Origin of the sequence: Nitratiruptor sp. SB155-2 (assembly GCF_000010325.1) — a bacterium.
Taxonomy (GTDB): domain Bacteria; phylum Campylobacterota; class Campylobacteria; order Campylobacterales; family Nitratiruptoraceae; genus Nitratiruptor.
The window spans coordinates 1,553,811-1,575,301 of the sequence record NC_009662.1 but is presented as its reverse complement, the minus strand read 5'-3'; the positions used below and the strand labels follow the sequence as shown (position 1 = coordinate 1,575,301).

General features: G+C 41.3%; 23 protein-coding genes. 19 read left to right on the top strand and 4 right to left on the bottom strand.

Translation table 11 applies throughout. The features are described from left to right. The first annotated feature begins 5 nt into the window (after nucleotides 1-5). The 12 genes from rlmB to NIS_RS08235 all read left to right on the top strand — a co-directional run bounded on the left by rlmB (nucleotide 6) and on the right by NIS_RS08235 (nucleotide 11,755). Complete coding sequence (rlmB, locus tag NIS_RS08290) at nucleotides 6-689, top strand: 23S rRNA (guanosine(2251)-2'-O)-methyltransferase RlmB (RefSeq protein ID WP_012082927.1); 684 nt, start codon at nucleotides 6-8, stop codon at nucleotides 687-689. Continuing rightward, nucleotides 682-1,509 (top strand): hypothetical protein, encoded by an 828-nt coding sequence (locus NIS_RS08285; RefSeq protein ID WP_012082926.1) that lies wholly within the window; start codon nucleotides 682-684, stop codon nucleotides 1,507-1,509. The genes rlmB and NIS_RS08285 overlap by 8 nt, the downstream gene beginning before the upstream one ends. Next, nucleotides 1,503-2,300: a hypothetical protein gene (locus tag NIS_RS08280; RefSeq protein WP_012082925.1), complete on the top strand. Its 798-nt coding sequence runs from the start codon at nucleotides 1,503-1,505 to the stop codon at nucleotides 2,298-2,300. The genes NIS_RS08285 and NIS_RS08280 overlap by 7 nt, the downstream gene beginning before the upstream one ends. Before the next feature lie 10 nt (nucleotides 2,301-2,310). Continuing rightward, the gene (locus NIS_RS08275) at nucleotides 2,311-3,522 is read left to right on the top strand and encodes an LL-diaminopimelate aminotransferase (protein WP_012082924.1); all 1,212 of its coding nucleotides are present in this window, start codon (nucleotides 2,311-2,313) and stop codon (nucleotides 3,520-3,522) included. Then, on the top strand, nucleotides 3,519-4,781 hold the full coding sequence (locus NIS_RS08270) for a homoserine dehydrogenase (protein ID WP_012082923.1): 1,263 nt from the start codon (nucleotides 3,519-3,521) through the stop codon (nucleotides 4,779-4,781). The genes NIS_RS08275 and NIS_RS08270 overlap by 4 nt, the downstream gene beginning before the upstream one ends. A gap of 87 nt (nucleotides 4,782-4,868) precedes the next feature. Next, on the top strand, nucleotides 4,869-6,911 hold the full coding sequence (locus NIS_RS08265) for a molybdopterin oxidoreductase family protein (protein WP_012082922.1): 2,043 nt from the start codon (nucleotides 4,869-4,871) through the stop codon (nucleotides 6,909-6,911). Beyond that, complete coding sequence (locus NIS_RS08260) at nucleotides 6,911-7,249, top strand: YraN family protein (protein WP_012082921.1); 339 nt, start codon at nucleotides 6,911-6,913, stop codon at nucleotides 7,247-7,249. The genes NIS_RS08265 and NIS_RS08260 overlap by 1 nt, the downstream gene beginning before the upstream one ends. Nucleotides 7,250-7,310: 61 nt before the next feature. Then, nucleotides 7,311-7,631, top strand: a complete 321-nt coding sequence (trxA, locus tag NIS_RS08255) for a thioredoxin (protein ID WP_012082920.1) — start codon at nucleotides 7,311-7,313, stop codon at nucleotides 7,629-7,631. Nucleotides 7,632-7,747: 116 nt separating this feature from the next. Next, on the top strand, nucleotides 7,748-8,698 hold the full coding sequence (gene trxB / locus NIS_RS08250; RefSeq protein ID WP_012082919.1) for a thioredoxin-disulfide reductase: 951 nt from the start codon (nucleotides 7,748-7,750) through the stop codon (nucleotides 8,696-8,698). Further along, the gene (dapB, locus tag NIS_RS08245) at nucleotides 8,692-9,456 is read left to right on the top strand and encodes a 4-hydroxy-tetrahydrodipicolinate reductase (protein WP_012082918.1); all 765 of its coding nucleotides are present in this window, start codon (nucleotides 8,692-8,694) and stop codon (nucleotides 9,454-9,456) included. Before trxB ends, dapB begins: the two co-directional genes overlap by 7 nt. Before the next feature lies 1 nt (nucleotide 9,457). After that, nucleotides 9,458-10,798, top strand: coding sequence for an amidophosphoribosyltransferase (gene purF / locus NIS_RS08240; protein ID WP_012082917.1), 1,341 nt, complete (start codon nucleotides 9,458-9,460; stop codon nucleotides 10,796-10,798). Between the two features lie 9 nt (nucleotides 10,799-10,807). Further along, nucleotides 10,808-11,755: a TIGR01212 family radical SAM protein gene (locus tag NIS_RS08235; protein WP_012082916.1), complete on the top strand. Its 948-nt coding sequence runs from the start codon at nucleotides 10,808-10,810 to the stop codon at nucleotides 11,753-11,755. Here the strand turns inward: NIS_RS08235 and NIS_RS08230 are convergent, their stop codons facing one another. Genes NIS_RS08230 through NIS_RS08215 form a run of 4 tightly spaced genes read right to left on the bottom strand, consistent with a single transcriptional unit; the run spans nucleotide 11,756 to nucleotide 15,095 of the window. Continuing rightward, nucleotides 11,756-12,412: a ribonuclease T2 family protein gene (locus tag NIS_RS08230; protein WP_012082915.1), complete on the bottom strand. Its 657-nt coding sequence runs from the start codon at nucleotides 12,410-12,412 to the stop codon at nucleotides 11,756-11,758. Then, a complete protein-coding gene (gene hisIE / locus NIS_RS08225; RefSeq protein ID WP_012082914.1) occupies nucleotides 12,412-13,086 on the bottom strand; it encodes a bifunctional phosphoribosyl-AMP cyclohydrolase/phosphoribosyl-ATP diphosphatase HisIE in 675 nt (224 codons plus the stop codon). The genes NIS_RS08230 and hisIE overlap by 1 nt, the downstream gene beginning before the upstream one ends. Nucleotides 13,087-13,118: 32 nt before the next feature. After that, nucleotides 13,119-14,171, bottom strand: a complete 1,053-nt coding sequence (locus NIS_RS08220) for a prohibitin family protein (protein ID WP_012082913.1) — start codon at nucleotides 14,169-14,171, stop codon at nucleotides 13,119-13,121. Between the two features lie 9 nt (nucleotides 14,172-14,180). Further along, nucleotides 14,181-15,095 (bottom strand): branched-chain amino acid transaminase, encoded by a 915-nt coding sequence (locus NIS_RS08215; RefSeq protein ID WP_012082912.1) that lies wholly within the window; start codon nucleotides 15,093-15,095, stop codon nucleotides 14,181-14,183. Between the two features lie 117 nt (nucleotides 15,096-15,212). Here NIS_RS08215 and NIS_RS08210 point away from each other — a divergent pair, with 117 nt between their 5' ends. The 7 genes from NIS_RS08210 (at nucleotide 15,213) to NIS_RS08180 (ending at nucleotide 21,444) form a co-directional block, all read left to right on the top strand. Next, nucleotides 15,213-16,634 carry an aldehyde dehydrogenase family protein gene (locus NIS_RS08210; RefSeq protein WP_012082911.1) on the top strand — a complete coding sequence of 474 codons (1,422 nt, stop codon included), beginning with the start codon at nucleotides 15,213-15,215 and terminating at the stop codon, nucleotides 16,632-16,634. Further along, nucleotides 16,631-17,875, top strand: a complete 1,245-nt coding sequence (locus NIS_RS08205) for a GGDEF domain-containing response regulator (protein ID WP_012082910.1) — start codon at nucleotides 16,631-16,633, stop codon at nucleotides 17,873-17,875. The genes NIS_RS08210 and NIS_RS08205 overlap by 4 nt, the downstream gene beginning before the upstream one ends. Continuing rightward, nucleotides 17,868-18,302 (top strand): DUF523 domain-containing protein, encoded by a 435-nt coding sequence (locus NIS_RS08200; RefSeq protein ID WP_012082909.1) that lies wholly within the window; start codon nucleotides 17,868-17,870, stop codon nucleotides 18,300-18,302. Before NIS_RS08205 ends, NIS_RS08200 begins: the two co-directional genes overlap by 8 nt. After that, complete coding sequence (gene bcp / locus NIS_RS08195) at nucleotides 18,299-18,769, top strand: thioredoxin-dependent thiol peroxidase (protein WP_012082908.1); 471 nt, start codon at nucleotides 18,299-18,301, stop codon at nucleotides 18,767-18,769. The genes NIS_RS08200 and bcp overlap by 4 nt, the downstream gene beginning before the upstream one ends. A 164-nt stretch (nucleotides 18,770-18,933) precedes the next feature. Then, complete coding sequence (rpsB, locus tag NIS_RS08190) at nucleotides 18,934-19,737, top strand: 30S ribosomal protein S2 (RefSeq protein WP_012082907.1); 804 nt, start codon at nucleotides 18,934-18,936, stop codon at nucleotides 19,735-19,737. Continuing rightward, nucleotides 19,737-20,654 carry a translation elongation factor Ts gene (tsf, locus tag NIS_RS08185; RefSeq protein ID WP_012082906.1) on the top strand — a complete coding sequence of 306 codons (918 nt, stop codon included), beginning with the start codon at nucleotides 19,737-19,739 and terminating at the stop codon, nucleotides 20,652-20,654. Before rpsB ends, tsf begins: the two co-directional genes overlap by 1 nt. Nucleotides 20,655-20,793: 139 nt before the next feature. Further along, nucleotides 20,794-21,444: an ABC transporter ATP-binding protein gene (locus NIS_RS08180; protein ID WP_012082905.1), complete on the top strand. Its 651-nt coding sequence runs from the start codon at nucleotides 20,794-20,796 to the stop codon at nucleotides 21,442-21,444. The last annotated feature ends 47 nt before the right edge of the window (nucleotides 21,445-21,491 follow it).

Genomic DNA, 21,491 nt, shown 5'->3' with positions numbered 1-21,491 from the left:
ATCATATGATAGTCTATGGCAAACAGATATTTCATTACATTATCGATCACCACTCACATATTATTCAAAGAATATTATTGAATAAAAACGTAGACGCTGGGGTTTGGAACAAGCTTCAACGATTGGGTGTGAAGATAGAGCGGATTGATAACAAAAAAGCACAGGCCCTTGCGAAAGGGGGCAATCATCAAGGTTTTTTACTGGAAATCGAGGATTACGTTTTCACCCCTTTTGAGGTTGTAAAAAATTTTGATTTTCTTGTTCTTTTATACAATGTTACTGATATAGGAAATATAGGTTCCATTGTGAGAAGCGCCTATGCATTGGGAGTTGACGGATTGGTGATCAGCGGGTTGAAAGATTTGAAGATGGAAGGGGTGATTCGAAGAAGCAGCGGTGCGGCTCTCGATTTGCCCATCGCTTTGCAATTCAATCTTTATGATGCGATCAAAGAGCTTCAGGATAGAAACTTTTTGGTCTATGCAGCTGATATGCAAGGTGAGGATGTACGAACAAAGAGATTTCACGGCAAAAGAGCAATTCTGCTAGGGAGCGAGGGAGAGGGTGTTCCGAAAAAAGCGGTGCAAAAGTGTAATGAAATTCTAAAAATAGAAATGAAGAGAGATTTTGACTCTTTGAATGTAGCGGCTGCTGCAGCAATTTTTATCGACAGGATGAGAGATGAGTGATGTGGAAAAGCTAAATCGCCTCGATCCCGAAGAGGTTTTTCAAAAAACCTATATTCCCCATAAAGTTTTTAAAAAACTTGTCGAACAGGATTTCGAAGGGCTTGGAAATAAAACGAAAGTTTTCGGACTTATAAAGATTTTAGAGGATCGCTTTGACCTGGATCTGAGTGAACTCAAAGAGAGTGCCCAAAGCTACTTTCAAACGCATCAAGAAAATCATACTACCATTCAGCCTGAAGATGATCAAAAGAGAAACAAGCTTCCAATTGGTGTATTGGTCTTTGTCGCTATCGTAGTTGCAGGGACATTCCTTTGGTTTGCAAATCCAAAAAAAGATGTACAACATAGTGGTTCCGAAGTGACACATGAAGCCTTTTTAGACAATAATGTCACCCAAAAAGTTATTTCGCAAAAAGAGATACACAAAGAACAAAACAAAACCCTGGCGACGCACAGCGAAAAAAAAGATGAAATAAAAACTGCAATTTCTGAGACCAATGAGTCGAAAAAGATGGAAAAAGAGGAAGAAAAAGTCTCTTTTCCTACAATTACTTTCATTCCAAAGAAAAAACTTTGGATCGGCATCATGTATCTTGATGACTATAAACGGAAAAACTATATCACTTCTAAACCTGTAGAGATCAATACATCAAGAGATCAGCTCATAATGACTGGACATGGACTGTTTCGTGTTGATATCGACGGAAATATAACCGATTACAAGGAGCGTTCGAAAATGCGCTTTTTGTACAGAACGGGAGAACTTGAAAAAATAGATAAAAAAACCTTTGATCTATACAATAAAGGGCATAAGTGGTAAGAGTTTTTTTTCTTCTTTTCATTGCATTTTCCCTGATGGCTTCAACCCTAGAGGAAGAGATCATTTCCATTATAGGGCAGCAAAAATTTGAGCAAAACAGAGCTATATTGAATGCTGTTTTTTTGAAACGAAGTAGATATGTACAAAACGAGATGGTAGACATCTCCAAAGTTGTCCAGGTGCTCAAAAGAATCGGGCTGATAGAATCGCAGTTCGACAAACCCACCGAGCAGATTCTTCTTTTTCGCTCATTCAGCGAACCTAATCTCTTTTTTAAAAATGTTTTTGATGCTGTGCAAAAAGCTGATATTTTTGACTACACGGTTTCGAAGATAAGAAAAAGTGAAGAGGAGTATCAGATCGCTTTTTGTTATACTTCAACGAAAATCGCTGACCCCGTTGCTATAACAAGATTTTTGCGAAAAAACGGTATGAATGTTGTACACTTACAAAAACTGGATACGCAATGGGAATATACCATTGCTCCAACACTTCCTACAATTGATGCGATGAAGCTGGATAAAGCGATACATATCAAGCAGATACGCAAACCTGTATGGATCGATGTTTCACAATTGCAAACATTGACTATTGCAAGTTCGCCAAGAAATCACTGGTTTGCAAAAATCTGTATCTATGATGCGCATCTATATCCTTTGGCTGTCATAAAAAAAGATGAAAGAGTAAAAAAGTTGAGAGTGCAATTGCCAAAAGGGAGCTATTATATTAAAATTTCAGACATCTATACTATGAAAAATATGAAATATGGTTTGAAGATCGTGGGACGATAAAAGGAAAATAATGTTTGACGAAATACGGTTTAATAAAATAGAACGTCTTCCAAAGTATGTTTTTGCCGCTGTCAATGAACTTAAAATGGCGGCAAGACGGGCTGGAGAAGATATTATCGATTTTAGTATGGGCAATCCTGACGGACCGGCTCCCAAGCATATCATCGACAAACTCATCGAAGCGGCACAAAAACCGAAAAATCACGGCTATAGTGCGAGTAAAGGAATCTATAAACTCCGCCTTGCCATTTGCAACTGGTATGAAAGACGCTATGGGGTGGCCTTGGATCCAGAAACCGAAGCAGTGGCTACGATGGGAAGTAAAGAGGGGTATGTTCATCTTGTACAAGCTGTAACGAATCCTGGAGATGTGGCGATCGTGCCCGATCCAACCTATCCCATCCACTCCTACGCTTTTATTTTGGCTGGTGGAAGTGTGCATAAGACCTATTTGAAATTTAACGAGCATTATGAAGTGGATGAAGAGCAGTTTTTCAAAGATCTGCATAAAGCGCTTAATGACGCTTTCCCAAGACCGAAATATCTTGTAGTGAATTTTCCCCACAACCCCTCTACCGCAACTGTTACGCCAGAGTTTTACAAAGAGCTTGTTAGGATTGCCAAAAAAGAGCGCTTTTATATCTTAAGCGATATCGCCTATGCAGATCTTACGTACGATGGATACAAAACTCCGAGTGTTTTGGAAGTGGACGGAGCCAAGGATGTGGCAGTCGAGAGCTTTACCCTCTCCAAAAGCTACAATATGGCCGGATGGCGTGTGGGTTTCGTGGTAGGAAACAAAAAGCTTGTGGGGGCCTTGCAAAAGATCAAAAGCTGGATCGACTATGGAATGTTTACGCCGATTCAAGTAGCGGCTACCGTGGCTTTGGATGGTCCACAAGATTGTGTGGAAGAGATACGAAAAAAGTATGAGCACAGACGTGATGTATTGATCGACTCTTTTGGAAGAGCCGGATGGGAGATCGAAAAACCGAGAGCGACGATGTTTGTTTGGGCAAGAATTCCTGAGCAGTTTCGAGACATTGGGAGTCTTGAATTTTCCAAAGAGCTTTTAACGAAGGCAAAAGTTGCAGTCAGTCCTGGTATCGGATTTGGTGAAGGCGGGGAAGAGTATGTACGGATCGCACTGATCGAAAATGAAAAACGAATCCGGCAGGCTGCGAAAAACATCAAAAAATTTTTGAAAGAGGCTCAGCAATGATCAATGTAGGAATCATCGGTGTAGGGACGGTAGGCACCAGCGTCGTTAAAGTTTTGGAAAAAAACAGAGACATCATCAGCGCAAGAGCCGGGAAAGAGATCCAGGTGGTCAAAGGAGTCGTGAGAAATTTAGAGAAAAAACGGAATATCGATATCCCCTTGACCACTGACCCCTTTGAAGTGACGGACGATCCAAATATCGATATCGTTGTGGAGCTCATGGGAGGAGTGGAGGAAGCCTATGAAGTTGTTCAAAGAGCCTTGAAAAACAAAAAAGCCGTTGTAACGGCGAATAAAGCTCTTCTGGCTTATCATCGCTATGAACTGCAACAACTTGCCGGCGATATTCCCTTTGAGTTCGAAGCGAGTGTGGCTGGTGGTATTCCAATTATCAAGGCCCTTCGGGAAGGTCTGAGTGCCAACCATATCGATGCGATTCGGGGCATCATGAATGGAACCTGCAACTATATTTTGACGAAGATGGCAAACGAGGGAGCCGAGTTTTCCGCTATTTTAAAAGAGGCTCAAGAGCTTGGCTACGCAGAGGCTGATCCGACGTTTGATATAGAAGGATACGACGCAGCCCACAAACTACTCATCTTGGCAAGCATTGCCTATGGGATTGACGCAAAACCTGAAGATATTTTGATTGAGGGCATTACTAAAATCAATACACTCGATTTTGAATTTGCCAATGAGTTTGGCTACTCCATCAAACTGTTGACGATTGCCAAAAAAAGAGGCAACGAAGTGGAACTTCGAGTCCATCCGACACTGGTTCCCAATGAGCAGATGATCGCAAAAGTGGATGGCGTGATGAATGGAGTGAGCGTGATCGGAGATGTGGTTGGCGAGACGATGTACTACGGACCAGGAGCCGGTGGAGATGCCACTGCCAGTGCGGTTGTCTCCAATATCATCGATATCGCAAGAGGAGGAAAATGCTCTCCGATGCTTGGTTTCAAGCGCCCACTCGAATCTGGTATGGAGCTTGCCTCAAAAGATTCTATCCTTTCGAACTACTATCTGCGGCTTCTTGTGGAAGATAGACCAGGGATTTTAGCCAAGATCGCTTCAATATTTGGAGAGTACAATATCTCAATCGAGTCGATGCTTCAAAAACCGGGACCTGATAGACTGGCTCATCTTTTACTCTCAACCCATCAGTGCCAAGAGAGTGAGATACATAAAGCCTTGAATGAGATCAAACAACAGGCATTTTTGAAAGAAGAACCAGCCATGATTCGTATAGAGGTTTAAAGCAAACTATTAAAAAAAAGTTATATCGGTCGCTGCGACAAAATTAAAACGAGATAGGATAAGATAAAGCAAAAAAGCGGAGCGAGTATGGATGTGATAAGTGTTTGCACCTACTGTGGCGTAGGATGTGATATAGCAGCGACGATAGAAGATGGGCGTATCGTAAAAGTAGGCGCGAAGCCCCAAGGCGTAGTGAGCCAGGGAAAACTTTGTATCAAAGGCAAATACGGATGGGATTATCTGTATCACCCAAATCGCCTTCGCCATGTCTATATCAAAAAGAGTTTCGTTCAAAAAAATCCAGATCTTTTTGAAAATGTCGAATTGACTCCATTTGATAGCGATTTCTATACCACTTCCTATGAATCGGCCTATACAATAGTTGCAAAGAAGCTTCAATCCATCATCGATACACATTCTCCATATTCCTTTGCTGCCATCGGGGGTGCAAGAACCAGTTGCGAAAGCGGATATCTTTTTCAAAAATTTGCAAGAAAAGTGATCAAAAGCCCACACGTGGACAATTGCGCCCGTGTCTGCCATTCACCGAGCCTCAAAGGGATGCGTGCGACCATCGGAGAAGGTGCTGCGACCAATCCATTTGACGATATCTACAAAACCCAAAACATTCTCGTCATCGGATCCAATACAACCGAAGCCCATCCGATCGTAGCAAACAGGATTTTGGATGTGGTGAAAGAGGGGGTGGAACTAAGCGTCATCGATGTGCGAGAGATTCAGCTGAGCAAATTTGCCAAAAACCACTGCTCCATTCCTTTTGAGACGAATCTTATGATCCTCAACATGATTGCCCATATTATTTTGGAAAACGGGTGGGAAAACAAAGAGTTTATCCAAAAACGGTGTAAAAATTTTGAGGAATACAAAGAGAACATATTAAATGATGAGTTTGCTGATCCATCCATACTCGAACATATCAGAGGATATGAGGATCTACCGCAAAAACTCACCTCCATAGCCTACGATCTAGCGCACAAAAAAAGCCTCATCTTTTGGGGACTTGGTATCACTGAACATATTGATGGGTCCTATGCGGTTATGGCGATAACCCATCTGGCGATGCTTACGGGAAATATCGGGAAAGAGGGTGCTGGTTTGATGCCTCTTCGAGGACAAAACAATGTCCAGGGTACCTGCGATATGGGTATGCTTCCATACTATTTGCCAGACTACCAAAAGCCCGAGGTTGAAGGATTGATGACGCCAGATCTGATAGATGCGATGTTGGAGGGCAAGATAAAGGCGCTTTTCAATATGGGAGAAGATATCGCCCATATCCACCCGAACCAAAACAAGATCAAAAAGGCTCTTAAAAATTTGGAACTTTTAGTGGTCAACGAGATCTTTTTCAATGAGATCACCAAATATGCCGATGTGGTTTTTGGCGTCAAAAGTGCCTATGAAAAAGAGGGGGTCTATGTGAATGCCGAAAGAAGGCTCCATCTTTCGCAACCTCTTATCGACTCCAACCTTCCGGATGACTGGGAAGTATTGGTTGGAATAGGCAAATATTTTGATCAAAATTTCGTATATGAAAATTCTGAGTCTATTTGGAATGAAGTACGCAAGGTGGCGCATAGGAGATTTCAGGGCGCAAGTTATGAAAAGCTTGCCAAAAATCGCCTCCGAGGACTTCAATGGCCTGTTTTTGAAGAGGATACTCCTATTTTGCATAAAGATACTTTTCGAACAAAAGACGGGTATGGAACATTTCGCTATAAACAGTATGAGCTTCGGGGCATGATGAAAGAGTTGATGCAAAAAAAAGATCCCCACTTCTATCTGACGACCGGACGAATCATCGTACACTATAACAATGCGGCACAAACCAAAGCGTGTGAAAAACTAGCCAAACGGCATGTAGAAGATGTTTTACTGGTGAGTGAAAAGGATAGAGAGTTTTTTGAAGGGAAAGATCGTGTCGTACTTGAAAGCAAATATGGAAGGTCCCATCCTTTGAAGATCAAATTTTCTAAAACGATCAAACGGGGTACGATGTATGTTTCCTTTCATCATGCAAAAAGCCATATCAACTACCTTTTCGGTGATGAAGCGGATGCGTTCGTCAAAACGGCCCGCTTTAAGAGTGTGAAAGTGAAAGTTTTGTAATGGGGCTCAAAAGTTATCTTTTGGGACGAAATGGCGAAAAAAGAGCTGAAGCGTTTTTGATCAAAAATGGTTTTACCATTCGAGAGAAAAACTTTCATTCCCGTTTTGGAGAGATTGATATCATCGCACAAAAGGATGGAATACTCCATTTTATCGAAGTGAAATTGAGTGAGAAAAGTGATCCTGTTTATATGATTACCCAAAAGAAGATGGAGAAACTTCTTTTGGCAATCGAATTTTATATGATGAAAAATGGCCTTGAACTGCCCTACCAAATTGATGGTGTTCTTATCAAAAAGAATACTTTGGAGATGATAGAGAATCTCACAATTATGTGAGGTTAAGAAAAAAAGAGTATAATAAAATCTCTTGATAAAATTTATTAGTTAAGGAGAAAAAATGGGAAAATATATTGAATTAAATGCATCCAATTTTGATGATACGATCAAAGAAGGTGTTGTAATGGTGGATTTCTGGGCACCATGGTGTGGGCCTTGTAGAATGATCGCTCCGATTATAGACGAGCTTGCTGAAGAGTATGAAGGAAAAGCGAAAATTGCAAAAGTCAATACTGATGAAGAGCAAGATATCGCTATTCGATACGGTATCCGATCTATTCCTACCATTCTTTTCTTTAAAGATGGACAGCTTGTTGATCAGATGGTTGGTGCAGCAAGCAAGGATGTGTACAAACAAAAACTTGATGCACTTCTCTCTTAATCTTTTTGGGGCTTTGCCCCGATCTTTCGACACCTTCTTCCCCTTTGAAAAAATATTGTTGCTAAATTTGGAATATACGAAGGTATATTGCAGATTTAGCAATAAAGGATATGAAAATGCTTGATCTTGCAATAGTCGGTGGCGGTCCGGCAGGATTGGCTGCGGGTCTTTATGCCACAAGAGGTGGACTATCCAATGTAGTCATGTTTGAAAAGGGACTTCCCGGAGGTGCAATTACGCAAAGTAGTGAAGTGGAAAACTACCCGGGAGTCTGTGAAGTGGTAACGGGGATGGAGCTCATGGAGTGCTGGCCCAAACAGGCGATGCGATTTGGTCTGAGGCATGAGATGGAAGAGGTTCATAGAGTTACAAGAGAGTGTAACGGGACTTTTACCATCCATTGTGGATCCCAAAAAACTTTTCAGGCAAAAGCGGTTATTGTCTGTACGGGCAGCACTCCAAAAAGAGCCGGTTTTGAAGGAGAAGAGGAGTTTTTTGGCAAAGGCGTGAGTACCTGTGCCACATGTGACGGTTTTTTTTATAAAGATAAAGAGGTAGCCGTACTGGGTGGCGGGGATACCGCTTTGGAAGAGGCACTTTATCTATCCAAAATAGCTTCCAAAGTCTATCTTATCCACAGGCGTGATGCCTTCAGAGCAGCTCCTGCTACAGTGGATCGAGTATTGAAAAACCCAAAAATTGAACTCATTTTGAATGCAACGATCAAGAAGGCCTATGGTGATCAGATGGGTTTGCAGGGTGTGATTATCGATCAGCAAGGCAAAGAGATCGATTTGCAAGTTCCTGGTGTTTTTGTGTTTGTTGGAATGAATGTCAACAATGATGTCCTCAAGCAAGAAGACGGTAGTTTTTTGTGCAGCGTCAATCATTGGGGTGAAGTGATTGTCGATCTTCGAATGAGAACGGACATTCCGGGACTTTTTGCAGCCGGCGATATCCGAGCAGACGCATCAAAACAGGTTGTCTGTGCTGCCGGAGATGGAGCGACGGCTGCTATCAATGCAATTGACTATATCGAAAAAATAGGGGAGTTGAGACCATGCTGAATGTTGGAATCTATGGGGGAAGCGGAAGAGTAGGGTCACTACTTATAAAAAACCTTCAACATGATGAAGTTGCAAGAGTTTCTGTAGTTCATGTTCTCAAAGGCATAGAACTAGCTGTTCCAGGTGCGACGGTGACGAATGATATCGATACACTCATTCAAAAAAGTGATGTGATTATAGACTTTACTTTACCTGAAGGAACGGAGAGTCTCTTAGAAAGATTACTAGAACATCCAAAGCCCCTCGTGAGTGGAACAACGGGCTTGAATAAGCATCAGCAAAATCTTATGCAAACCCTTGCCCAAAAAACTCCGGTGCTATATGCGACAAACATGAGTCTGGGAATTGCATTACTCAAAAGACTTGTGGCAGTAACGAGCGAGAAACTCAGAGATTTCGATATAGAAATCGTTGAGATGCATCACAGATACAAAAAAGATGCACCGAGTGGTACGGCTTTGACACTGGCAGAATTTGCGGCAAAAGCTCGTGGTTTGGATCTAGAAAAGGTACGAGTGAGCGGAAGGGATGGAAATATAGGTGAACGAAGCAAAGAGGAAATTGGCGTATTTGCTCTTCGTGGCGGTGATATCGTTGGGCGTCATACCGTAGGGTTTTATAACGATGGAGAATATATCGAACTCAACCACACTGCAACCAGCCGCGATACCTTTGCTAAAGGAGCTATCAAAGCTGCCAAATGGCTCGTTTCCCAAGAGCCAGGTTTTTATACCATAGATGACTGTTTAGGACTGTAGCATGTGTTCGGTAATTGGACTATTCAATGTTCCAGAGGCGGCAAAATATGCCTATTACGGTCTTTTTTCTTTGCAGCACAGAGGTCAAGAGGCTGCCGGTATCGCTAGTAGCGATGGAGAGAGGATCCATATTTCCAAAGGCAGAGGACTCGTAACGCAAGTTTTTGATGAAAAAAAACTGGCTCTGCTTGAGGGAAACAGTGCCGTGGGTCATACGAGATACTCGACTGCCGGGGATGATTCCGTACTTGATGCGCAGCCAATTTTTGCAAGGTATGATCTTGGTCAAATAGCTGTCGTGCACAACGGTAATTTGACCAACGCAAAGCCCGTACGAAAAGATCTTATCAAAGAGGGGGCCATTTTCCAGACATTTATGGATACGGAAAACATCATCCATCTGATTGCCAGGAGTCAAAAAGAGTATCTGTATGATCGAATCATCGAAGCCCTGCATAAAATCGAGGGTGCATATTCGATGATTCTTTTGAGCAGGAAAAAGATGTTTGCTATGCGAGATCCCTATGGGTTTCGACCATTGGTGCTTGGAAGACTTGGTGAAGGCTGGGTAGTGGCCAGTGAAACCTGTGCTTTCGATCTGATCGGGGCTGAATATGTTCGGGATGTGAAACCGGGTGAACTTCTCGTTTTCGAAGAGAATAAAGAGCCACAAAGTATTCAGGTTTTTGATCCGACTCCGGCAAAGTGTATTTTTGAATATATCTATTTTGCAAGACCTGATAGCAATATATTTGGAAAAAATGTGTATGAACTGCGCAAAAAAATGGGGAGAGAGCTTGCAAAGGAGTATCCCGTAGAGGCGGATATGGTCGTCCCTGTCCCAGATAGCGGTGTAGCATCGGCTATAGGGTACAGTGAAGAGAGTGGAATCCCTTTTGAACTTGGTATCATACGAAACCACTATGTGGGAAGAACTTTCATTGAGCCTACGCAAGAGATCAGAGATCTTAAGGTGAAGATGAAACTCAATCCGATCAAAAATGTGATACAGGGAAAAAGGCTTATCGTTATCGATGACAGTATCGTACGAGGAACAACAAGCAAAAAAATTGTCTCAATTTTGAAAGAGTTTGGTGCAAAAGAGGTGCATATGAGAATCTCCGCACCTCCTACAACGGGCCCATGCTATTACGGTGTGGATACACCTACGAAAGAGGAGCTCATCAGTTCTAGACTCAGCATCGAAGAGACACGAAAATATATAGGTGCAGATACCTTAGCCTATCTTTCTATTCCTGGATTAATTCGAAGTGTCGGAAACGATCAAAGCTATTGTATGGCATGTTTTGATGGCAATTATCCAGTGCCAAACAAAAACTAGAGGATCGGATTGAGACGACTACTGACATTTGGAAGATACTGTAAAAAACGTTTTGGAGTACGAGTCAAAAAGGTTCCCCTGGGGCTCTCGGGCTTCACCTGTCCCAATATCGATGGGCGGGTGGCCAAAGGGGGATGTACCTTTTGTGAGAATGAATCTTTCAGTCCAAATTTATCGAAATCAAAGAAGATCTTTTTGTCTCCAGATAGCAAGGAGAATCCTCTTTTACAAAAGCAGTTGCAAGAGATCCGTTTTCAGTACACTGGAACGAAAGCGCACTATGAAAAGCTTGGCTACGAAAAATTCTTAGCTTACTTCCAAGCTTTTACCAATACATACGCTCCTTTGGATACGCTCAAAACCCTCTACACTGAAGCGCTCAAACAGCCACAATGTGTTGGATTGAGTATTGGTACCAGAAGTGATAGCGTTACAGAACAGATTTTGGATTATTTGGCTGACCTTTCACAAGAGTACGAGATCTGGATCGAATATGGTATCCAATCTATTTTTGATGAGACGCTTCAAAAGATCAATAGAGGGCACGATGCGGCCAACGTGGAGGAATGGATAAGAAAAAGTAAGGAAAAAGGACTAAAAGTTTGCGGGCATGTTATATTTGGTTTGCCAGATGAAACGCCTGACATGATGCTGCAAACTGTCAAAAAATCGATAGAGTGGGGGATCGACTCCATTAAGATCCATCCACTGTATGTGGTGAAAAATACCGCTTTGGCAGTTGATTACATGAAGGGAAAATTTACTCCTATTTCGCAAGAGACCTATATCGAAACTCTTGTTGAAGCGATAAAGATACTGCCTAAAGATATGGTTATTCAAAGAGTGAGCGCAGGGATCGGTGATGATACTCTTTTGGCCCCCGAGTGGTGCAGCGACAAAAACGATCAACTGCATCGGATTCGCAAAGCCTTACGAAAAGAGGGGTATATATACTAACTAACGGCCGATTTTGCCAAGTTTGCACCCTCTTTTTGTGGGTTTTGCCTGGCGCAAAAGATCATACAGGTAGCTTTGTGGTATAATATCTCCGGCAAGATTTATTCGAAGTTCTGTCAAGTATCCCTTTTCACAAACGAATCGAACTCGCTTTCCGGCACCTTCGAAAAATGCTTTATCGAACAGTTTTGCAATTTTTGCAGTCTGAACCCTCTTACCTCTGTTTTTCAAAAAGAAAAGGCGTATTGGGGTGTTATTGAGTTGAGAAAGGAGTGAAAAAGAGGTAAGAAAGTAAAAGTCAGGATTTGGGCTGAGACAACTTCCATGTTTGACGTACTCATGCTTATGCAGTCCTGCAAGAGCACCTGGCATATAGGTGACAAGAAGTTCCATCATGGATGGATTGACAAGTGTTGGCAAAGCTTTCCACTCCCTTTTTTTATCAAGGATTTTGGCTCTCGCTGGGACATTGCAGTACTCTTTTTTCTGTGGCCACAGTCCATGAAGGGTAAAATGTGTTTGCCAGTACTCTATCGGTTTTTTGCAAGTTTTGTAGTGTTTGACTTTGCAAACGGAGGGGTACCATTGTGCTGCCAATACGGCACTCTCAGCAAGAAGAGCAGAACTAAGAAGGAGAAGTGCGAATAGCTTTTTCATCATTTACTCCTTGAAGCTTTTTCTTCTATACCGCTTATTCCAAATCGCCTTTTTAGCTCTTTTCTAATTAATTCTGGAGAAATATCTTTGCTCGCAAGCGCCACTAATGTATGGTAGACGAGGTCGGCACATTCATAGATGATTTGTTCTTTGTCATTATCTTTGACGGCAAAACAGAACTCGCCGGCTTCTTCCACCACTTTTTTGAGGATGCTGTTTTCCCCTTTGCTAAAGAGCTTTGCTGTCCATGATTGTGAAGGATCGGCCTCTTTTTTCTCCTGGATAACATGATAGAGCCTATCGACAATATCCTCATACATTTCATCCGGGTTTTGGATAGGTTCGCTTGTGATTTGTCCATTTTTTAAATCTTTATAAAAACAGCTTTTTCTTCCCGTATGACACGCAGGTCCCTGCTGTTTTACTTCAAGCAAGAGTGTATCACTGTCACAATCAAGCTTCACTCTTTCCACTTTTTGTACATTACCGCTGCTTTCGCCCTTTTTCCACAGTTTTTGGCGGCTTCTGGAATAGTAGTGTGCAAATCCGGTAGAAAGCGTTTTTTGTAAAGCCTCTTTATTCATGTATGCAAGCATCAACACTTCTTTTGTATCCACATCTTGAACGATGGCTGGAATGAGTGGATGTTTTTCCCAGTCGATGGAAAATTGCATAGTTTTCCTTTATGAAGCGGGAAGTCCCGCCGTTATCGAGAAATGGAGGTTGCTTTTTGATTATCTTTACTATCGATCCAGATATTTGGTACAGCACCACCTGGAGTCAAGAAAAGTTTTGCATCTTTATTGACTTTCAATGCTTCGTTGAATTTCCCTTGAATCTCGATCTGTTTGAGGCGAAGAAGTTCTGGTGTTACGCTTTTTGCAATCACTGTATTTGCCTGCGCCTTTGCTTTCGCTTCGATCATGATTCGTTCTGCTTCCCCTTGTGCGCGAATCTTTTTCGCCTCTGCTTCTCCTCTTGCCTGAGCGGCTCTTTTTTCAGCCTCTTGTCTTGCTTTTTCTACTTCATATTTCATTCTCTCGGCTTCTTGCTTTGCGATTTGAACGCGCTCAATCTGCTCTTTGATTTTTGGTGGGAGATTGATTTCACGAAGCTGTACAGACTCTAGAAAAACTGGTTTATTTTTGAAACTATCGATCTTTTTTCGTATCTCTTGTTCAATAAGTGCCGCTATTTCGTTTCGCTTCACTGGAAGCTCTTCTGCTTTGTATCGGCCGATGACATTTCGTACCACTTCTCGAACAACGGCGTTGATGAGTTTCTCTTCCCAACTTAGACCCCACGTGGCAATCGTTTGGGGAGCGTTTGCTGGATTGAGTCGATACTGTACCGTCAAATCGATACTGACGGGAAGCCCCCTGGCATCCAGAACGGTAATTGCCGGTTTTTCGATGATGCCTTCGTTGACATTGCCAAAAGAGGTGTCACGTTCACTTTTGTAGTTGATGATCCGTACTTTTGTATCGACTTTAATGATCTTTTGAATACCTGGGATAAAAAAGTGGATACCGGGAGCCAAAGGAATTGGATCAAATTTTCCCGCTGTCACTTTGATACCCACTTCGCCAGACTGTATAATGGTATAGGGTTTTGCAATGATAAGTAATACCGCTATGGCCAAAATGACATAAAGAATTGTCGCTTTTTTACTAAAATCTTTCAAAAACTGTGGAGCTCTGTTTTCTCCACCGTTATCATCCATCTTGTTTTTAAAATAATCATTCAAATCTGCTGGCATTTTGCCTCCTTAAATATATGTCAGCATATGTTCATATGCTGGATTTCGTCCATAGACGATATCGAAATATGCTGATTGGAGTTCCTGGGTAACAGGTCCTCGTTTTCCATTTCCGATGATGCGTCCATCCACCTCTTTGATCGGTGTCACTTCTGCAGCTGTTCCTGTGAAAAAGGCTTCATCGCAGATATAGACTTCATCTCTTGTTATACGTCTTCTCTCAATCGGCAACCCTTTTTCCTTTGCAATTTTCAAAATGGTGTCTTGCGTGATGGATTCAAGTGAATTGTCGTTTGGAGGGGAGATGAGCACCCCGTCTCGGACAATAAATAGGCATTCTCCGCTGCCTTCAGCGACAAATCCTTCATCATCAAGAAGCAGCGCCTCTTCATATCCCGCTTCCAGTGCTTCAAATTTCGCCATTTGGGAGTTGAGATAATTGGCTACCGCTTTGGCTTTGCCCATTGTCGATTTGACACTGTTTCTGGCAAAAGAGCTGATTTTGACCCGAATTCCATGTTCGAGTCCTTCGTCACCCAGATAGCTTCCCCATTTCCATGCGGCAATTGCTACCTCTACAGGTGCATTGACATGATAAAGACCCATCACGCCATATCCCAAATAGATGAGTGGTCGGATGTAAACATTACCGTCGAAACTGTTTTTTCGCAAAAGTTCGATCTGAGCCTCTTCCAACTCTTCTAGAGAATAGGGACATTTGATTGCCGTGATTTTTGCAGAATTGAGCAGCCGTTTCGTATGATCACGAAGTCTGAAAATAGCTAGCCCTTTTTGGGTTTTATATGCTCTTGTTCCTTCAAAAACACCGTTACCGTAATGAAGTGTGTGTGTAAGAACGTGCACTTTTGCATCATCCCAGTTGACGAAAGCTCCATTCATCCAGATATATTGTGCTTTTTCCATGAAAACTGTTCCCTTTTGTTGAAAAATCTTAATAGTAAATTAGGCCCAAGTCTATCAAAATAATGTTTAAAAAGAAATAGGTTATAATCAGCCTAAAAGCATGCTTAAGGAGTCGCTATGGAAGAGGCGAAAATATATTTTGGATCAACTCCTGCAGACAAAGAGGAGTGGGAAGAGCATCGAAGCCCCTTTAACGACAAAGTAGTTGCAAAATATCCAAAGTGTGATGCCCAAGATGCAATAAAAGCGTTGCAAATCGCTCAAAAAGCTTTTCAAAAATATAAAAACATCATTCCTCTTTCTCAAAGAGTAGCCTGGTTAAGAGATGTGGCGGCAAAGCTGAAAGAGCAAAAGGAGGAGTTTGCTCTGACAATCACCAAAGAGGTGGGCAAACCTATCACTTTTAGCCGAGTGGAAGTGCAGCGAGCTATTGAAACGATAGAGCTCAGTGCCGATTTCGCAGTAAGTTTAAGCGGTGAGACAATCAATACCGATGCGACCCAAAGCGGACGAAGAACGATGAGCTATTATAAAAGAGTTCCGCTTGGCGTCGTTGTTGCCATTACGCCTTTTAACTTTCCACTCAACCTCTCAGTCCATAAGCTGGCTCCCGCTTTGGTCGCCGGTAACAGTGTTGTGTACAAACCGACTCCTGAAGCACCACTGACCGGGTATAAACTGGCTAAGCTTTTTATCGAAAGCGAATACGCGGTGCCCGATATGCTCAGCCTTGTGTATGGAGATGCTGAAGTGGGAAATGCACTTGTAACGAGTGAGATTCCAAGAAAGATCAGTTTTACCGGAAGCGTTCCTGTTGGAAAGATTATCATGAAAAATGCCGGTATCAAGAAGGTGAGTCTGGAGCTTGGTGGAAATGCAGCTACCTTTATCGATAAAGATGCCGATATCAACCAGGCTGCAAGCAGATGCGCCGTGGGAGCCTTTGTCAACAGTGGGCAGGTGTGCATCAGTTTGCAGCGAATCTATGTGCATGAGGCAATTTATGAAGAGTTCGCACAAGCTTTAGCTAATGATACGAAAAAGCTCAAAGTTGGTGATCCTTATGAGCCAGATACCTTCATGGGACCGCTCATCAACGAAGAGGCGGCAATGAGGGCGGAAAGATGGGTGCAAAGTGCTATAAAGGCAGGGGCTAGAGCCATGTTGGAAGGAAAGAGGGAAGGAAAATATTTTTATCCGGCCATTTTGGCCGATGTAACGGATGATATGGAGATTGTGTGTGAAGAGGTGTTTGCTCCGATCGTTTCTCTTGTGAAAGTGCAAAGCTATGAAGAGGCGATCGGAAAAATGAACGATTCGCCATATGGCTTGCAGTTTTCTATTTTTACAAGAGATATCGAATTGATCAAACGTTTTATCGATGATGCCGAGGCTGGAGGTGTAGTAATCAATGATATACCAACTCTTCGCTTTGACATTCAGCCATATGGGGGTGTGAAATATTCTGGCATTGGCCGGGAAGGACCAAAGTTTGCATTGGAAGAGTATACAGAACTCAAATCGGTGGTTATTGTATGAGAAAGATATTGTTGATAGAAGATGATAGATTCTATGCAAAAAATATTAAAAATGTCTTAGAATCGCAATTATCATACGAAGTCACTCATATTTCAAGTTATGCGGAGTTCAAGCAATTGCCATCGTTGGATGAGTATAAGTTTGTTTTGCTTGACATCTATTTGCCAGATTGCAATGAGTGTGAACTCATCGATGAGTTAATTGCCAATAAAAAACCTGTTATCGTAATTACCGCTTCAGAATCTTTGGAAGTTTTTGAGAAATATACAAAAAAAAGGGTGATTGATTTTATTATTAAGCGGGATATGGTCCGTTTAGATTATCTCGTTACAAAGTTGACTATTTTAGAATTTTTGGATGAACATGAAGTTTTGATTCTTGATGATTCGCCCTCTTTTCAAAAGTTTTTGCAACATTTTTTTGCTATATATTATCCTTATACGAAAGTGCATATTGCAGATAGCATTAAAGCGGCAAAACAGATGATAGAAATACACAATATAAAATTATTGGTCGTTGATTATATGTTGAAAAACAATGAAACAGGTCTAGAGTTTGTTCGCTATGTACGAGAGAAATATTTTTATGAAGATTTTGGCATAGTGGCTCTAACAGCATCTGATGATAGTAATGTAATTACACGTTTTTTGAAAAGTGGTGCTAATGATTTTTTGAAAAAAAATTTTTTTAATGCTGAATTTGTGTGTCGTATTGACAATGTGGTGAAATCTATGGTGCAATTTCATAAAATCAAAGAATTGGCTATTAAAGATGCTCTAACTGGATGTTATAACCGATATTATCTTTTTGATATGGGACAAAAGCTTTTTGAAAATTTTAAACGTCAACAAAAACCTGTTTCGATTGCGATTTTAGATTTGGATCATTTTAAACAGATCAATGATACTTTTGGACATAGTATTGGGGATGAAGTGTTGCGACACTTTGGACAAATTTTACAAAATTCTCTTCGGCAAGGAGATTTTGTTGTTCGATATGGTGGTGAAGAATTTGTGATTTTTTTTGGAAATTGTTCCAAAGAGGATGCTAAAAGGATCGTAGAAGAACGGATTCGAAAAAGAGTTCATGAAGATTGTATTATGACTGATGATGGTCAAAACGTATATTACAATTTTTCATGTGGAATTTGTGACAGCGAAGAGCAATTAAATCAACTAATAAAAAAAGCGGACGAAAAACTCTATATGGCGAAAAAAACAAGAGGAGTTTGTGTTGTCTAAAAAGGTCAAAGCAGCAGTTAGTGCATGTTTGCTTGGACATAACTGTCGATATGATGGGAGTAATAAAAAAGATGAGTCGCTTCAAACGGTATTGAAAGGGTGTGATGAGGTGATCGCTTTTTGCCCTGAAGATGCTATATTGGGAACTCCTAGAGAGACGATCGATATAGTAAACGAAAGAGCTATCGGTAATGAGTCTGGTACGGATTATACAGAATGGATTGAAAAATATGCTTTGAATTTATGTCAAAAACATCCCGATATCGATATGTTCGTTGTCAAATCGAAATCACCAAGTTGCGCTCTTGCTAGTGCAAAACATTATGACAAAGATAAAAATTTGATCAAAAATGGCGAAGGTATTTTTACGAAAACAGTTCAAAAAATAAAGCCAGATGTGAAAATCTTTGAAAGGGAGGGAAAATGATAGAAGTTGGACAAAAAGCGCCCCAATTTTGTTTACCAAATCAGGATGAGGTGGAGATCTGTTTGAAAGATCTCAAAGGAAAATGGGTAGTTCTTTATTTCTATCCAAAAGATAATACTCCAGGATGTACCACAGAAGCTCTTGATTTTACAGCACATCTCAAAGAGTTTGAGGATTTAGGTGCGGTAGTCCTTGGAGTCAGCCCCGATAGTTGTGAAAGTCACAGAAAATTCAGTGAAAAGAAGCAGCTACAAGTGACACTGCTATGCGATACGCAAAAAGAGGTTCTCAAAGCGTATGGAGCCTGGGGAATAAAAAAGATGTACGGCAAAGAGTATGAAGGTGTGATTCGTACAACATACGTAATCGATCCGGAAGGCAATGTGGCTGCAGTCTGGCCAAAGGTTCGAGTAAAAGGGCACGTCGAAAAGGTACTTCAGACTCTCAAAGAGCTGCAAGAAAAGTAGGACCTCCTGCTTTTCTCTTACTAAACAGTTTCCTCAACGCAATTTAAGTATATTTTTTATATAATCACTCGCCTTTTAGTACACACGCAGTAATCCTTGACGGGTTGCGGCATGAGCCGTTGATGACTGCGGAGGCAAAAACCTAAACAAAACAAGGAGCAATCATGGTAACTATGAAAGACCTACTCGAGTGCGGTGTGCACTTTGGACATCAAACACGTAGATGGAATCCAAAGATGAAACCATTTATCTTTGGCGTTCGAAAAAATATCCACATTATCGACTTGCAAAAAACACTTCGGTATTTCAGATATACATACAATATCGTTCGTGATGCTGCGAAAGAGGGAAAAACGATCCTTTTCGTCGGAACGAAAAAACAAGCGAAAAATGCTATTGAAGAGTATGCGAAAAAATGTGGTATGCCATATGTAAATTCACGATGGCTTGGTGGAACACTTACAAATTTCAACACAATCAAAAAATCTATTCGAAAACTTGAAATTATTGAAGAGATGGAAAAAACAGGTCAAATGGACCTATTGACAAAAAAAGAAGCATTGATGCTTCGACGAAAAAAAGAGAAACTTGAAAATTTTCTTGGCGGTATTCGGGATATGAAAGGACTTCCTGATATGCTTTTCATTATCGATGCCGTTCGAGAGCATATCGCGGTAAAAGAGGGGAATAAACTTGGTATTCCTATCGTAGCTCCACTTGATACAAACTGTGATCCTGACCTAATCGACTATCCGATTCCTGGAAATGATGACGCGATTCGAAGTATTCAACTTTTTTGTAAAGAGATGGCAGAAGCGATTATCGAAGGAAAAGAGCTTCGAGAGCAAGAGTTAGAAGGTGAAGAGCAAGAAGAAGCTGCACCGGCTACAGAAGAAGAGAAAAAAGAGCTTATCGAAGAAGCGGTAGCAGAAGGCGAAGCAGAAGAAACTGAAGAGGAGGAGAAGTAATGGCGATCAGCGCAGCACAAGTAAAAGAACTCAGAGAGCGCACAGGCGCTGGTATGATGGATTGCAAAAAGGCCCTTCAAGAAGCAAATGGAGATATGGACAAAGCGATCGAAATCTTAAGAAAAAAAGGTATCGCAAAAGCAGCGAAAAAAGCGGACAGAGTGGCAAGCGAAGGGACAATTGCCGTTCAAGTGAGTGAGGATTATAAATGTGCGACAATCGTGGAAGTGAACTCTGAAACAGATTTCGTAGCTCAAAACGAAAACTTTAAATCACTCGTAGAAAAAGTAAAAGGACATATTGCCCAGAGTGCAGTAGAAAGCGTTGAAGAGCTTTACAAGACGCCAATTGACAATGTGATTTTTGAAGAGTATATGAAAGCGGAAATCGCGAAAATTGGCGAAAATATCGTTGTAAGACGTTTCGATAAAATCTGCGTGGAAGGCCCTGGCGTAGTCAACGGATACCTCCATATGGGTGGAAAGATAGGTGTTATCGTCGCTGCAAGCTGCGATAAAGAAGATGTTTGTGCTTCTTTAAAAGATCTTCTTAAAGATGTTGCAATGCATATAGCGGCAATGAATCCAAGATATCTTGATGAAGCATCAATTCCAGCTGAAGTGATCGAAAAAGAGAAAGAGATCGCAGCGGCACAACTTGAAAAAGAGGGAAAACCTGCCAATATCATCGAAAAGATCATTCCTGGAAAGATAAAGAAGTTTGTTGAAGAAAATACGCTTCTTGGACAAAAATTTGTTAAAGATGACAAGAAAAGTGTAAAACAGGTGATCGATGAAGCGGCTAAAGCTGCAGGCGGCAGTGCGAAAATCATCGGTTTTATCCGATATGAGCTTGGTGAAGGTATCGAGAAAAAAGAAGAGGATTTCGCAGCAGAAGTTGCTGCGCAAATGAAGTAAGGTGAAGTGAGGTAAAAAAGCCAAAGGCTTTTTTAGAAGGAGAACTGCTTCTCCTTCGTGCCTCACTGAAGTTTTCTTTCCCATTGTCTCTACTTTTCAACATTATTGCTATAATACTCCCTAAAATAGAAGGGAAATCATGTCACTGCTTGAAGCGAAAAACATTGCCCATTCATTTGACTACCCTCTCTTTGAAAATGTCAATTTGGAATTGGCTCCAAAAGAGTCTTTGGCGATAGTGGGCGTGAGTGGAAGTGGGAAATCGACACTTTTACATATTTGCTCAACCTTGCTCAAACCACAAAATGGTGAAGTAAAACTTTTTGGCAATTCCATCTATCACCAAAAAAACAGAAAACTCCTTCAAGAGATTCGTCGCAAGCAGATAGGCATCGTTTTTCAATTTCACTATCTTTTCAAAGGTTTTACCGCATTGGAGAATATTGAGGTTGCATCGTTGTTGAGTCAAGAGCCAATCGATCAAAACCTCATTCGTGCTTTTGGAATAGAAAAAGTCATGGAAAAAAAGGTCACTGAGCTGAGTGGGGGAGAGCAGCAGCGCGTTAGTATCGCTAGGGTTTTGACAAAAAAGCCAAAAATATTATTTGCCGATGAACCAACTGGCAATCTTGATCAAAAAACGGCACATGAGGTTATGCACAGGGTTTTTGAATATATTGAAATTCGAGAAGCTGGACTATTTTTGGTAACGCATGATATGGATTTGGCAATGCAGTGTAACGCAGTTTATAAGTTGGAAGAGGGAGCCTTGAAAAAGGTAAAAGGCTAAGAGATCTTAGCCTTATTTTTTGAGATTAAATCCCAACCAAGTTACAG